The sequence below is a fragment of the Bradyrhizobium hipponense genome (genome assembly GCF_008123965.1).
Classification (GTDB): Bacteria; Pseudomonadota; Alphaproteobacteria; order Rhizobiales; family Xanthobacteraceae; genus Bradyrhizobium; species Bradyrhizobium hipponense.
The window spans coordinates 23,926-37,142 of the sequence record NZ_VSTH01000021.1 but is presented as its reverse complement, the minus strand read 5'-3'; the positions used below and the strand labels follow the sequence as shown (position 1 = coordinate 37,142).

12 protein-coding genes are annotated in these 13,217 nt (G+C 65.1%); 9 read left to right on the top strand and 3 right to left on the bottom strand.

Features of this window, described 5'->3' with window-relative positions:
- Nucleotides 1–103 precede the first annotated feature (103 nt).
- Both FXV83_RS07435 and FXV83_RS07430 read left to right on the top strand, forming a co-directional pair.
- The gene (locus FXV83_RS07435; RefSeq protein WP_148738541.1) at nucleotides 104–1,210 is read left to right on the top strand and encodes a hypothetical protein; all 1,107 of its coding nucleotides are present in this window, start codon (nucleotides 104–106) and stop codon (nucleotides 1,208–1,210) included.
- 64 nt (nucleotides 1,211–1,274) lie between these two features.
- A complete protein-coding gene (locus FXV83_RS07430; protein WP_148738540.1) occupies nucleotides 1,275–1,556 on the top strand; it encodes a TonB-dependent receptor plug domain-containing protein in 282 nt (93 codons plus the stop codon).
- 101 nt (nucleotides 1,557–1,657) lie between these two features.
- On the opposite strand, the gene hutU is transcribed toward FXV83_RS07430, so the two are convergent.
- The 3 genes from hutU to hutI are packed head-to-tail and all read right to left on the bottom strand — an operon-like array spanning nucleotide 1,658 to nucleotide 6,124.
- A complete protein-coding gene (gene hutU, locus FXV83_RS07425; protein WP_148738539.1) occupies nucleotides 1,658–3,328 on the bottom strand; it encodes a urocanate hydratase in 1,671 nt (556 codons plus the stop codon).
- Nucleotides 3,329–3,353: 25 nt separating this feature from the next.
- Nucleotides 3,354–4,913: a histidine ammonia-lyase gene (gene hutH, locus FXV83_RS07420; RefSeq protein ID WP_148738538.1), complete on the bottom strand. Its 1,560-nt coding sequence runs from the start codon at nucleotides 4,911–4,913 to the stop codon at nucleotides 3,354–3,356.
- On the bottom strand, nucleotides 4,910–6,124 hold the full coding sequence (gene hutI / locus FXV83_RS07415) for an imidazolonepropionase (protein ID WP_148738537.1): 1,215 nt from the start codon (nucleotides 6,122–6,124) through the stop codon (nucleotides 4,910–4,912). The genes hutH and hutI overlap by 4 nt, the downstream gene beginning before the upstream one ends.
- A gap of 85 nt (nucleotides 6,125–6,209) precedes the next feature.
- Here hutI and FXV83_RS07410 point away from each other — a divergent pair, with 85 nt between their 5' ends.
- The 7 genes from FXV83_RS07410 to FXV83_RS07380 all read left to right on the top strand — a co-directional run bounded on the left by FXV83_RS07410 (nucleotide 6,210) and on the right by FXV83_RS07380 (nucleotide 12,979).
- The gene (locus FXV83_RS07410) at nucleotides 6,210–7,568 is read left to right on the top strand and encodes a formimidoylglutamate deiminase (RefSeq protein WP_148738536.1); all 1,359 of its coding nucleotides are present in this window, start codon (nucleotides 6,210–6,212) and stop codon (nucleotides 7,566–7,568) included.
- Complete coding sequence (gene hutC, locus FXV83_RS07405; protein ID WP_148738535.1) at nucleotides 7,565–8,293, top strand: histidine utilization transcriptional repressor HutC; 729 nt, start codon at nucleotides 7,565–7,567, stop codon at nucleotides 8,291–8,293. Before FXV83_RS07410 ends, hutC begins: the two co-directional genes overlap by 4 nt.
- A 115-nt stretch (nucleotides 8,294–8,408) precedes the next feature.
- Nucleotides 8,409–9,347 (top strand): ABC transporter substrate-binding protein, encoded by a 939-nt coding sequence (locus FXV83_RS07400; protein ID WP_148738534.1) that lies wholly within the window; start codon nucleotides 8,409–8,411, stop codon nucleotides 9,345–9,347.
- 74 nt (nucleotides 9,348–9,421) lie between these two features.
- A complete protein-coding gene (locus FXV83_RS07395; RefSeq protein ID WP_148738695.1) occupies nucleotides 9,422–10,195 on the top strand; it encodes an ABC transporter permease in 774 nt (257 codons plus the stop codon).
- The gene (locus FXV83_RS07390; protein WP_187435732.1) at nucleotides 10,192–10,977 is read left to right on the top strand and encodes an ABC transporter ATP-binding protein; all 786 of its coding nucleotides are present in this window, start codon (nucleotides 10,192–10,194) and stop codon (nucleotides 10,975–10,977) included. The genes FXV83_RS07395 and FXV83_RS07390 overlap by 4 nt, the downstream gene beginning before the upstream one ends.
- Complete coding sequence (locus FXV83_RS07385) at nucleotides 10,970–12,202, top strand: Zn-dependent hydrolase (RefSeq protein WP_148738533.1); 1,233 nt, start codon at nucleotides 10,970–10,972, stop codon at nucleotides 12,200–12,202. Before FXV83_RS07390 ends, FXV83_RS07385 begins: the two co-directional genes overlap by 8 nt.
- A 51-nt stretch (nucleotides 12,203–12,253) precedes the next feature.
- A complete protein-coding gene (locus FXV83_RS07380) occupies nucleotides 12,254–12,979 on the top strand; it encodes a phosphoribosyltransferase (protein ID WP_148738532.1) in 726 nt (241 codons plus the stop codon).
- Nucleotides 12,980–13,217 lie beyond the last annotated feature (238 nt).

Genomic DNA, 13,217 nt, shown 5'->3' with positions numbered 1-13,217 from the left:
CGGTGTGACAGCCGGGGCAGTTTTTTGCACTGCTGGCGAATCAGCGATTGCCTCACGCCGAGGACCTCTTGGACAACTCCCAGTGCTATCGAGACTGATATCGTTGCTGCGCCGCATTCCCGCGGTGAAATGGGCGTTCAACCGGCTTCGGCCTCTGCCGCACAGCGGCAGCATCGATGTCGCGCCAATCGCTGCGGACGAACCTTCTGCCATCATCGATATCGCCGAATCTGCTCCGGCTCTCGACACCAACGCCGATCCTTGGCACAACGACGCACACAGCGCGGTCACGGCTCCAATCACGGAGAATGACGCGGCTATTGCTGTCATCGCGGAGAGCCCGTCGGCAGTCCCGTCCGATATTAACGTCAGCGACGATTCATCTCGAGCGGCGCCCACAGAAGGTGATCCGATCGCGGTGGAGGAGCCTTCGGGCTCGTCTGACGTCGAAAGTGAACCGATCAAAGGCTCCGATCTCGTCATTGGCAGCGATACTTCGCCTGAGCTCTCCGCGGGCGTCGAGCCTATCGTCGCAGACGGGCTCTCAGTTTCATCTGCCGACGTCGAGAGCGCTCCGATCGATGGTCCTGACGTCGTCATCGACGCCGATCCCTCTCCCACCGTTCTCGCAAATGTCGCCCCGAGCGTCGTAGACGACTCGTGTGTCGCCTTGGTCGACGCCGAAGCCTCTGCAGCTGATGCCCCTGGGGTCAGCACCAAGAGCGATCCATCTTCGGGTATCGCGCTAGGGATCGAGCTGATCCCTGCAAACGACCCTCACGTCGCTGCAATCGCCACTATCGAGCCTACCAGCATCGATCCGGCTCCGGCTGTTATGTCTCTCTCGCCGGAGACCAGCGCATCGATGGCTCGAGCAAAAGTCGCGGAACCGATCGATCGTGCCGGGCTGATCCGGCGACGCTGGGCGGAGACCGGAAGCAGAATGTGGAATCCACGGCTCCACGGCACTGGCGATGCGACGCTGAACATCCAGGGGCGCGTCGAGCTGCTACCGCCCGCCGCCGGCGAGACGATGCCGCGCTACGACAAGATGGAATTCAAGATGCTCGGCGGACAGATCGTCTGCGAGGGCGTCATCGTCGAGGCGCCCGCGCAATCGAGCCAGCGCAGCTTTACCCGGCTCGCCGAACCGGGGAACCCAGAGCGGGCCCGCGAACCCGTGCGGGAGCGACAGGCCGCTCTCGCCTGAGCCTTTCCGGTGCGGTGGACCCGCGTCTGTGCTAGGGTGATGTCCCGACAAGGGAGGAGATCGCATGGCCGTAAAGTCGCTGCGATTTGCCGTGATCGCCGTCCTCTGCTTCTCGCAAGCCACCTTTGCCGCTTCGGGCAAACACCCGCGCCATGTGCCAGCAACCGCGCCCGCCACAGATCCCGCTGCGCCCTATAAGGCCGATCGGCTGTCGTCGCGCGGCGAGCCGATCCTCAACACGCCCGGGCAGACCAGCGTACTCACGCGACAGGTCCTCGATGACAAGAACGCCACGAGCCTCAAGGACGCCCTGCGCACGACCGCCGGCGTAACGATCGGACGGTGAGAGGTCTGCGTCGCAGCGGGCGCAGTTATTCCGCGCGACGCAAAAAAATCCGACGTGAAGCGGTGCTCGCAAGGCCTGCAGAGGCGGAAGGAAGGCCGCAGCTACTTCGCCAGGCTCGGCAGATCGAGTCCGCTGGCGCGGGCGCACTCGATCGCGGTGTCGTAGCCAGCATCTGCGTGCCGCATGACGCCGCTGGCGGGATCGTTCCAGAGCACGCGCTCGATTCGACGCGCCGCATCCGGCGTGCCGTCGGCGACGATGACCATGCCGGCATGCTGCGAATAGCCGATGCCGACGCCGCCGCCGTGGTGCAGCGAGACCCAGGTCGCGCCGCTGGCGCAATTGAGCAGCGCGTTGAGCAAGGGCCAATCGGACACTGCATCCGAACCGTCGCGCATCGCTTCGGTCTCGCGGTTCGGACTCGCCACCGAGCCGCTGTCGAGATGATCGCGGCCAATCACGACCGGTGCCTTCAACTCACCGCGCGCCACCATCTCGTTGAAGGCGAGGCCGAGCCGGTGACGATCACCAAGGCCGACCCAGCAGATCCGCGCCGGCAGGCCCTGGAACTTGATACGGGCCTTGGCCATGTCGAGCCAGTTGTGCAGATGCTTGTCATCGGGCATCAGCTCCTTGACCTTGGCGTCGGTCTTGAAGATGTCCTCGGGATCGCCCGACAGCGCGGCCCAGCGGAACGGACCGACACCGCGGCAGAACAGCGGACGGATATAGGCCGGCACGAACCCCGGGAAATCGAAGGCATTCTTCAGGCCCATATCCTTCGCCATCTGGCGGATGTTGTTGCCGTAGTCGAGCGTCGGGATTCCCAGCGCGTGGAAATCCAGCATCGCCTTGACGTGATCGACCATGGACGTCTTCGACGCGCGCTCGACCGCTTTCGGATCGGAAGTGCGCTTGGCCTCCCACTCGGCGAGCGTCCATCCTTTCGGCAAATAGCCGTTGATCGGATCATGCGCGCTGGTCTGATCGGTGACGATGTCGGGCTTAACGCCGCGACGCACCAGTTCCGGGAAGATCTCGGCCGCATTCCCGAGCAGGCCGACCGACACCGGTTTTTGCGTCTTCGCGGCTTCCACCATCATCGCCAGCGCTTCGTCGAGCGTCGCGGCCTGGCGGTCGAGATAGCCGGTGCGCAGCCGCATCTCGATGCGGCTCGGCTGGCATTCGACCGCGAGCATCGAGGCGCCAGCCATAGTCGCGGCCAGCGGCTGTGCACCGCCCATTCCGCCGAGACCGGCGGTGAGGATCCATTTGCCGGCAAGGCTGCCGCGATAATGGCGGCGGCCGACCTCGACGAAGGTCTCGTAGGTGCCCTGCACGATGCCCTGGCTGCCGATATAGATCCAGGAGCCAGCGGTCATCTGGCCGTACATCATCAGGCCCTTGCGATCGAGCTCGTTGAAATGATCGAGCGTCGCCCAGTGCGGCACCAGGTTCGAGTTCGCGATCAGCACGCGCGGGGCGTCCGCGTGGGTACGAAACACGCCGACCGGCTTGCCGGACTGGACCAGCAGCGTCTGGTCGCCTTCGAGCTTGCGCAGCGACGCCACGATCCGGTCAAAACTCTCCCAGTCACGCGCAGCGCGGCCGATGCCGCCATAGACCACGAGCTCGCTCGGGCGCTCGGCGACTTCGGGATCGAGATTGTTCATGAGCATGCGGAGCGGCGCTTCCGTCAGCCAGCTCTTGGCGCTGATGTCGCTGCCCCGCGGGGCGCGGATGGTGCGGTCATTGTCCAGTCGGCGGTTCATGAAAGCCTCTTCAAGCAAGTCTTATTCAGATAAGTCTCGGAAACGGGTCGGTCGGAAGCGCCGCGATCGCAGCCGCTGGCAGGGCGCCGGCTTCCACAAGCGCGGCCGCTCTGGCGAGATCGTCCGCCATGTAGCGATCGGCGCCGAGCGCGGGCACTTGTTCGCGCAAAGTGGCGATGACGGCGACGAGCGGCGCGCTGGTCGCGTGCGGCGCGCGCAGCGTGATGCCTTGCGCGGCGACCAAAAGCTCGATGCCGAGGATGGCGGCAAGATTGTCGGCCATGTCGGAGAGACGACGGGTGGCATGCGCAGCCATTGAGACGTGGTCTTCCTGATTGGCGCTGGTTGGCGTCGAATCGATCGAGCAGGCAGCCGCGCGCTGCTTGTTCTCGGCATAAAGCGCGGCCGCCGTGACCTCGGCGATCATGAAGCCGGAATTGATGCCGGGGTCGGGCGTCAGGAACGGCGGCAACCCGAAATTTAGCGCCGGATCGACCAGCGTCGCGATGCGCCGCTCGCTGATTGCGCCGATCTCCGACAGCGCCAGCGCGATTGCGTCCGCGGCAAACGCCACCGGTTCGGCGTGAAAATTGCCGCCCGAGACGATCTCGCCAGTCTCAACGAGGACCAGCGGATTATCGGTGACGGCATTGGCCTCGACGATCAGGGTTCGCGCCGTCTGCGTGATCAGGTCGAGCGCGGCGCCTGTGACCTGCGGCTGGCAGCGCAGACAATAGGGATCCTGCACGCGTTCGTCGCCTTCGAGATGCGACTGCCTGATGTCGCTGCCGTCGAGCAATGCCATCAATGTTGCTGCCGCGGCGATCTGCCCGGCATGGCCGCGCAACGCCTGGATTTCCGAGCGGAATGGCGCCGTGGATGCCATCGCCGCATCGACCGACAGCGCGCCGGTCACAAGCGCGGCGCAAGCGAGACGAAACGCGCGGAGCACGCCGGAGATGGCGTAGGCGGTTGAGAATTGCGTGCCGTTGATCAGCGCGAGCCCCTCCTTGGGGCCGAGCGTCAGCGGCGTCAGGCCGGCGATGGCGAGTGCCTCGCTGCCGGATACGACCTTGCCGTCGACGAGCGCCTGCCCCTCACCGATCATGACGGCGGTCATGTGCGCGAGTGGCGCAAGATCGCCGGAGGCACCGACCGAACCCTGCTGCGGCACCAGCGGATAGACGCGCTGCGCCAGCATTCGCTGCAACTGCTCGATCACCTCGCGCCGCACGCCGGAGGCGCCACGTCCGAGCGAGACGATCTTCAGCGCCATCATCAGCCGCACGATCGGCTCGGGTGTCGCCGGCCCGACGCCACAGCAATGCGAGACGATGAGGTTGCGCTGAAGCAGCGCGGTTTGGTCGGGCGGAATGCGCTTTGAGGCGAGCTTACCAAAGCCGGTATTGATGCCGTAGACCGGCGCGTCGGCGCGCGCGGCTTTCGTGACGATCGCAGCGGCCGCCTCGACGCGCGGCCAGAACGCCGGATCAAGAACGATGGGAGCCCCGGTCAGCACGCGCGCGAGCTCGTCGAGGTTGACCGCACCCGGTTTGACGATGATCGGCGTGCCGGCGTCCGTCACTGTCCCCTCCACACCCGACGATGCAGCGGATTGAAACCGATGCGATAGACGAGCTCGGCGGGACGCTCGATGTCCCAGATCGCGAGATCGCACCATTTGCCGGCTTCGAGCGTGCCCGTTTCATGGAGCAGGCCGAGCGCGCGGGCGCCTTCACGCGTCACGCCGGCGATGCATTCGGCGACCGTCATGCGGAACAGCGTCGCGCCCATGTTCATCACGAGCAGCAACGAGGTCAGCGGCGAGCTGCCGGGATTGCAGTCGGTCGCAAGCGCCATGTTGACGCCGTGCTTGCGGAACGTCTCGACCGACGGCTTCTGTGTTTCGCGGATGAAATAGAAGGCGCCGGGCAGCAGCACGGCCACCGTGCCGGCTTTTGCCATCGCGGCCGCGCCGGGCTCGTCAGTATGCTCGAGATGATCGGCAGAGAGCGCCGAGAATTTTGCGGCGAGCGCTGCGCCACCTAGGTTCGACAATTGGTCGGCGTGCAGCTTGACCGGCAGCCCCAGCGCCCTCGCGGTCTCGAACACCCGCGCCGTCTGCTTACCGGAGAAAGCGATGCCTTCCATGAAGGCATCAACAGCATCGGCAAGGCCAGCCTTCGCCACGGCGGGCAGCATCTCCTTGCAGACGAGATCGATGTAGCGGTCCTTGTCGCCTTCGGCCTCCGGTGGCAGCGCATGTGCGCCGAGGAAGGATGTCCGGATCGCAACCGGCCGTTGGCGACCGAGGCTGCGGGCGGCCGCGAGTTGCCGCAACTCCGTCTCGGTATCGAGGCCATAGCCGGACTTGATTTCGATGGTGGTCACGCCCTCGCCGATCAGCGCATCGAGCCGTGGCAACGCGCTTGCGACGAGGTCGGCTTCGCTGGCCTTGCGGGTCGCAGCCACCGTCGAGACGATGCCGCCGCCGGCGCGTGCGATCTCCTCGTAGCTTGCGCCCTTCAGGCGCAGCTCGAACTCATGCGCGCGGTCGCCGCCATAGACAAGGTGGGTGTGGCAGTCGACAAGGCCGGGCGTGATCCAGCGTCCTTCGCAGTCGGTCCGCTTGATCGCGTCTGCATCCGCAGGGAAGTCCGCCTCTGCGCCCGCATAGACGATATGGCCGCCACGTGCGGCGATCAAGCCGTGCTCGATCTCGCCGAGATCGGGGCGGTCGGCCCGCAGCGTGGCGAGCCGGGCATTGTGCCAGATGCGGTCGAAGCGCTCTGCCATGCGAATATCCACAAGCCGTGGGATGCTTGACTTATATGTCTAGACATATAATCGTGTTGCGGTTCTGTCCAGCCGGCTTGTAATCATGACCCGACTGCATTTCGCCTCCGCGCTCCTGCCTGCGGGCTGGGCCAATGACGTGCGGGTGGTCGTCACTGCCGGCGCGATCGCCGCAGTGACGCCGGGCGCGGCGCCGGCCGCCGGCGACGAGCGCCACCACATCGCGCTTCCGGGACTGGCGAGCTTGCACAGCCACGCCTTTCAGCGCGGCATGGCGGGATTGGCCGAACTGCGCGGTAGCTCGACCGATACGTTCTGGACCTGGCGCGAGACGATGTATCGGTTTGCACTGGAGATGACGCCAGACGACGTGGCCGCCGTTGCAACATTGCTCTATGTCGAGATGCTCGAGCAGGGTTTTAGCCGCGTTGGCGAATTCCACTACCTGCATCACGATCGCGACGGCTCGCCCTACGCCGATCTCGCCGAGATGGCCGCACGCATCGCGCAGGCTTCTGAGGCGTCCGGCATCGGCCTTACGTTGCTGCCCAGTTTTTATGCGCATGGCTCCTTCGGCGGCGCAGCGCCACATGCCGGCCAGCGCCGCTTCATTTGCTCGGTCGATCGGTTCGCCGCACTGATGGCAGCGTCGCGCAAGGCCATTGCGAAACTGCCGGGTGCCAATATCGGCATCGCGCCGCACAGTTTACGCGCGGTGACGCCGGAGGAACTTACGGCAATCATACCGCTGGCGGATGGCGGCCCGGTGCATATTCATGCGGCCGAACAGGTCAAGGAAGTAGAGGATTGCCTGGCATGGTCTGACCGCCGTCCGGTGCAGTGGTTGCTGGAGCACGCGCCCGTCGACCAACGCTGGTGCCTCATCCACGCGACCCACACGACGAGTGAGGAAGTCAGCGCGTTCGCTCGGACCGGTGCGGTCGCCGGCCTCTGCCCGATCACCGAGGCGAGCCTCGGCGACGGGATCTTTCCCGCGCGCGAATTCCTCGACGCCGGCGGCGCGTTCGGCGTCGGCACCGATTCCAACGTCCTCGTCGGCGTCGCCGACGAGTTGCGCCAGCTCGAATACGGCCAGCGCTTGAAGCATCGCGAGCGCAACGTGCTCTCGGGCGGTCCCGGCGTATCGACTGGACGCGCGCTGTTCGATCATGCACTCGCGGGCGGTGCCCGGGCGCTGGCGCAGGAGACGGTCGGCCTTGCGCCGGGCGCGCGCGCCGACATCGTCACGCTGGATACCGCACATCCGTCGCTGGCGGGGCGTTCGCGCGACGCTGTCATCGATGGCTGGATTTTCGCGGCAGGCAGCGGTGCGATCGATTGCGTCTGGGCCGGCGGTACCAAGGTCGTCGAAGGCGGCCGACACAGATTGCGCCAATCCGCGCGCGAACGCTTCAACGCATCGGTGCGGAGGCTCGTCGCATGAGCCTTGCCACTGACGCCGCCGACAAGCCGACGCTCTACAAGCGCATCCGGGCCGACATCGAAAAGCGGATCCTGACCGGTGAATGGCCGCCGGGCCACCGCATTCCGTTCGAACACGAACTGGTCGCGCGCTATGGCTGCTCGCGCATGACGGTGAACAAGGCATTGTCGGAGCTCGCGCAGGCCGATCTGATCGAGCGGCGCCGGCGCGCCGGCTCTTTCGTGCGCCGGCCGCAGCATCAGTCTGCCGTACTCAAGATCGCCGATATCCGCGCCGAAATCACCGCGCTCGGCCGCAGCTATGGTTACGAGCTGATTCATCGCAAGCTGCGCGCGGCGACCGCTTCGGACCGCGAACGTCTCGGCGTGAAGAAAGCCGGCAAGGTGATCGCAATCGCCTGCCGGCACAGCGCCGACGATGTGCCGTTCGCCGTCGAGGACAGGCTGATCGATCTGTCGTCCGTGCCGGAAGCGGCCACCGCGGACTTTGTGCGCGAGCCGCCCGGCTCCTGGCTGCTGCATCATGTCCCATGGACGGAGGCCGAGCACACGATCAGCGCTGTTGTCGCGGACGATCGCGCGGCGGAAGTCCTCGACATCGCCATCGGCGCGCCCTGCCTCGTGATCGACCGCTATACATGGCGCGGCCCGCGCACGATCACGGCGGTGCGGCTGCTTTATCCCGGTGACTCTCACCGCCTTGTCGCCCGATTCAAGGGAGGCTGAGAGAACAATGTCGGCACAATTCGTGCAACGCTTCGGGCAACGATCCATGCAATTCGGATCGAAACCAAGAGATCAACAGGACGTCAATCCATCGATCGACAAGAGGACGACCATCATGCGTAAAGTATTTGCGACAATCATTGCCCTTACGGCCGCCACTCCGGTGCTCGCCGACGACGTCAAGGTCGGAATCGGTATTTCTGGATGGACCGGCTTCGCGCCGCTGACGCTGGCGAAGGAGGCCGGCATCTTCAAGAAGAACGGCCTCGACGTGACGATCAAGAAGATCCCGCAGAAAGACCGCCACCTCGCCATCGCCTCCGGCGATGTTCAATGCGCGGCGACGACGGTCGAGACCTGGATCTCCTGGAATGCGAACGGCGTTGCCACCAAGCAGATCTTCCAGCTCGACAAGAGCTACGGCGCCGACGGTATGGCCGTGCGCAATGACGTCACAGCGATCAAGGAGCTAAAGGGCAAGACGGTCGCAGCTTCCGCGCCGGGCACCTCGCCCTATTTCGCGCTGGCCTGGATGCTCAAGAAGAACGGCCTCACGGTGAAGGACGTCACGGTGGTGAACCTTGAGCCGGCCGCAGCCGCGCAGGCCTTCGTCTCCGGTCAGAACGATGCTGCCATGACCTATGAGCCGTATCTGTCGACCGTGCGCGCCGCGCCCGACAAGGGCAAGATCATCGCGACCACGCTCGACTACCCGATGGTCATGGACACCTTCGGCTGCACGCCGAAGTTCCTGAGCGAGAACCCGAAGGCGGCGCAGGCGCTGGCCAACAGCTATTTCGAGGCGCTCGAGATGATCGCCAAGGATCAGGCCAAGGCCTACGAGATCATGGGCGCCGACGTGAAGCAGTCCGGCGAGCAGTTCGGCAACTCGGCCAAATATCTGCGTTGGCAGGACAAGGCGGCGAACCAGAAGTTCTTTGCGGGCGACTTCCTGACCTTCAACAAGGAGGCCGCCGAGCTCCTGCTCGAGATCGGCATCATCAAGGCCGCGCCGAAGGTCGAAGACCTCTTCGACGCCAGCTTCATCAAGTAAACCGCTGCGAGCCGCCGGTCCCGTGCCCAAGGCGGGCCGGCGCTCTCATCGAACACCGCCCGGATAATGGTTTGATGCGTCCCCTGGATCCCGTGACATCGAAGCAACGCGCGGCTTACGGCCTCGCGTTCTTCGTGCTGTTCGTCGCTCTCTGGTCGTGGGCGACCTTCGGCGGCCATGTGTCGAAAACCTTCCTCGCCAACCCGCTGACCATGGTGCAGGAAGGCGTCGAGCTCCTCAGCAAGCACGGCTTCCTGTTCGACATCGGCATGACGATCTGGCGTGTCCTCGGCGGTTTCGTGCTGGCCGCGATCATCGCGGTGCCGCTCGGCGTGCTGATGGGCGCCTACAAGCCGGTTGAAGCCTTTCTCGAACCGTTCGTCTCCTTCGCACGCTACCTGCCCGCCTCAGCCTTCATCCCGCTCTTGATCCTGTGGGCTGGCATCGGCGAATTGCAGAAGCTGCTGGTCATCTTCATCGGCTCGGTTTTCCAAATCATCCTGATGATCGCGGTGACCGTCGGCGCCACCCGGCGCGATCTGGTGGAGGCGGCCTATACGCTCGGCGCCCGCGACCGCGGCATCATCCGCCGCGTGCTGCTGCCCTCGTCCGCGCCCGAGATCGCGGAAATCCTGCGGCTGGTGCTGGGCTGGGCATGGACCTATGTCATCGTCGCCGAGCTAATCGGCTCGTCCTCCGGCATCGGCCACATGATCACCGACAGCCAGGCGCTGCTCAACACCGGCCAGATCATCTTCGGCATCATCGTGATCGGATTGATCGGCCTCGTCTCCGATTTCCTGTTCAAGGCATTCAACGCCTGGCTGTTTCCCTGGAAGCTCGCATGACGACGCTGAAGATAGAGCAGGTCTCGCGGACCTTCCCGGCACGGCACGGCAACGCGCCGACCAGGGCGCTGGAGCCGACCGACCTCACCATCGGGAACAACGACTTCGTCACCATTCTCGGCCCCTCCGGCTGCGGCAAGTCCACGCTTCTTCGCATCGTCGCGGGACTCGACCGTCCGACCGGCGGGCGTGTCACGCTCGACGGCCGCGAGGTGACCGGCCCGGGCGCCGATCGCGGCATGGTGTTCCAGTCCTACACGCTGTTTCCCTGGCTGACCGTGCGCGAGAACATCGCCTTTGGCCTGCGCGAGCGCGGCGTGCCGCAGGCCGAGCGGTACAAAATCGCCGACGCCTTCATCCGCCAAGTTGGACTGTCCGGGTTCGAAAATCACTGGCCCAAGCAACTGTCCGGCGGCATGCAACAGCGCACGGCGATTGCGCGGGCACTTGCCAATGATCCAAAGATCCTGCTGCTCGACGAGCCCTTCGGCGCGCTGGATAACCAGACCCGCGCCTTGATGCAGGAAATGCTGCTCGGGATCTGGGAGCGCGACCAGAAGACCGTTCTGTTCGTGACCCACGACATCGAGGAAGCGATCTTCCTCGGCAGCCGCGTCGTCGTGATGAGCGCGCGGCCCGGCCGCATCAAGGCCGAGATCGCGGTGGACCTGCCGCATCCGCGCTCCTACAAGATCAAGACCACGCCCGAATTCGTCCAGCTCAAGGAGCGGCTGGTCGAGGAGATCCGCACCGAGGCGTTGAAGGTTGCCGAACATGCCTGACACACGGTCACGTGCCGATGGCGCACGCGTTCACGCCGATCTCCATGCGCTACGCGCGATCGGCGCCTATAAGACCGGCGTGCACAAGCCGACCTTCTCCGAGCCGCACAGGCAGTCGCTGGAGTGGCTGGTGCGGAAGCTGCCCGAAGCTGGCCTCACCGCTGCGATCGACGGGATCGGCAACGTCTTCGGCACCAGCACGAAGCACGGGCCGAACCTGCTGGCCGGATCGCACCTGGAAAGTCAGAACTACGCCGGCTGGCTCGATGGCCCGCTCGGCGTCGTCTATGCGCTGGAGGCCGCGCGTGTGCTCAATGCCGATCCTTCGCTCAAAGGCGCGGTCGAGGTCGCGGCGTGGTGCGATGAGGAAGGACATTTCGGACACTTTCTCGGCTCGCGCTCCTATGTCGGACAGCTGACCGAGGCCGACATCGACGCCGCGCGCGACCGCACCGACGGACGGACCATGCGCGATGCGCTCGCCGACATGGGGCTCGCCGGGCGGGCCCGCGTCACCGCCGAGCCCGGACGGCACGTCGGATATCTGGAGGCGCATATCGAGCAGGGCGATACGCTCGAAAGCGGCCATCTTGCGATCGGGGTCGTGACCTCCATTGTCGGCATCTGGCAGTACCAGATCAACTTTCTCGGCGAGCAGAATCATGCCGGCACCACGCGCATGGCCGCGCGGAAAGATGCGGGGCTGGCGCTGGCGAAATTCTGTGTAGCGATCGATGAGCGTTTCCCCGGCGCATGCGGCCCGCGCACGGTCTGGACCACCGGCCGCATCACACTGGATCCTGGTGCGCCGAGCATCATTCCGGGTACCGCCGAGATGCTGTTCCAGATCCGCGACGACGATCCGGCCGTGATTGCAAGGCTGGAGGATCTGTTGCGGACGATGGCGAGCGAGGTCAACGCGCAAGGTCGCTGCTCCGTGACCGTGGAGCGGATTCGCACTGGCGCTCCAGCCATGATGAACTCCGGCTTTCAGGATGCGATCGAGGCCGCGAGCAAAGACTTCGCCGGAGGGCGATCGCTCCGCATGCCCAGCGGCGCCGGTCACGATGCGCAGACGCTCGCCGCAATCATGCCCGCGGGCATGCTGTTCGTGCCGTCGATTGGCGGCATCAGTCACCACTGGACCGAAAACACGGCCGACGACGATATCGTCACGGGCGCCCAGGTGTTCGTCGACGCCTGCCGGCGTATCCTCGGAGGCTAAGCAGAATGCGGCTCGCCTTGTGCCCAGCCTTCCCCCAAGCGGTGCCAAATCATGACCGCGAGTGAATCTTATATCGAGCCTACAACCGGCTATTGGCAGGATCTGACGCCACATATCCCCGCACGTTTTTCGGCGACGCCACCTTACCGCTTCGGCTATCCCGCTCCTCTGCCTTGCGGCCGCATCCTCGTCCTGCCGCTGCGCCAGTTGCCCGATGGTGACCGCGCCGTCGCTTCGCTCATCGCCAACCAAGCCTCGAATCTCGTTGTCGCGGCGCTGGCAGACCATATGGCGACACAAGCGCGCGTCTTCGACGCCGACATCATTGTCGGACTACCGACGCTGGGTCTTGCGTTTGCATCTCTGGTGGCCGAACGGCTCGGACAGGCTCGCTATGTCCCGCTCGGATACTCCCGCAAATTCTGGTATGATGACGCGCTGTCCGAGCCCGCGACTTCGATCACCAGCCCAGAGGCCGGGAAAAAGTTACGGCTAGATCCGAACCTGCTGCCCCTGATCGAAGGGCGCCGGGCGGTGTTGATCGATGACGCAATCTCGACCGGCGCGACCGCAGTCGCCGCCGCGCGCCTGTTGCAGAAGATCGGCGTCGAGATTGCCGGCATGGTCGTCGCGATGAAGCAAACCAATCGTTGGGAGGTGACGACTGCGGCCCTTTCCGCGCCGTTTCCGGTTCGTGCGGTATACGGGTGTCCGCTCTTCCAGCGCAGCGAGGCCGGCTGGATGCCGCTGATGGAGACACAGCCCGCCATTCCTTGATTGATCGGACATCTGCTGTTCGTCGCCTGAAGCCCGCAGCATGGACGAGACGGCGGGATCCGGCTTCGGCCTTCTATCACGCAGGCGATCGTGACCGCGCATGACGGAACGCTGCTGCTGCTCGACAACGAACCGAGAGGTCTTCGCGTCCGCCTGCTGCTCTCCGATGCTGCCCGCGACAATTCGTGCACGCCTCGGACATAATGGCGCAGCAATCTTCTGGCTTCTCGGCCGCGCC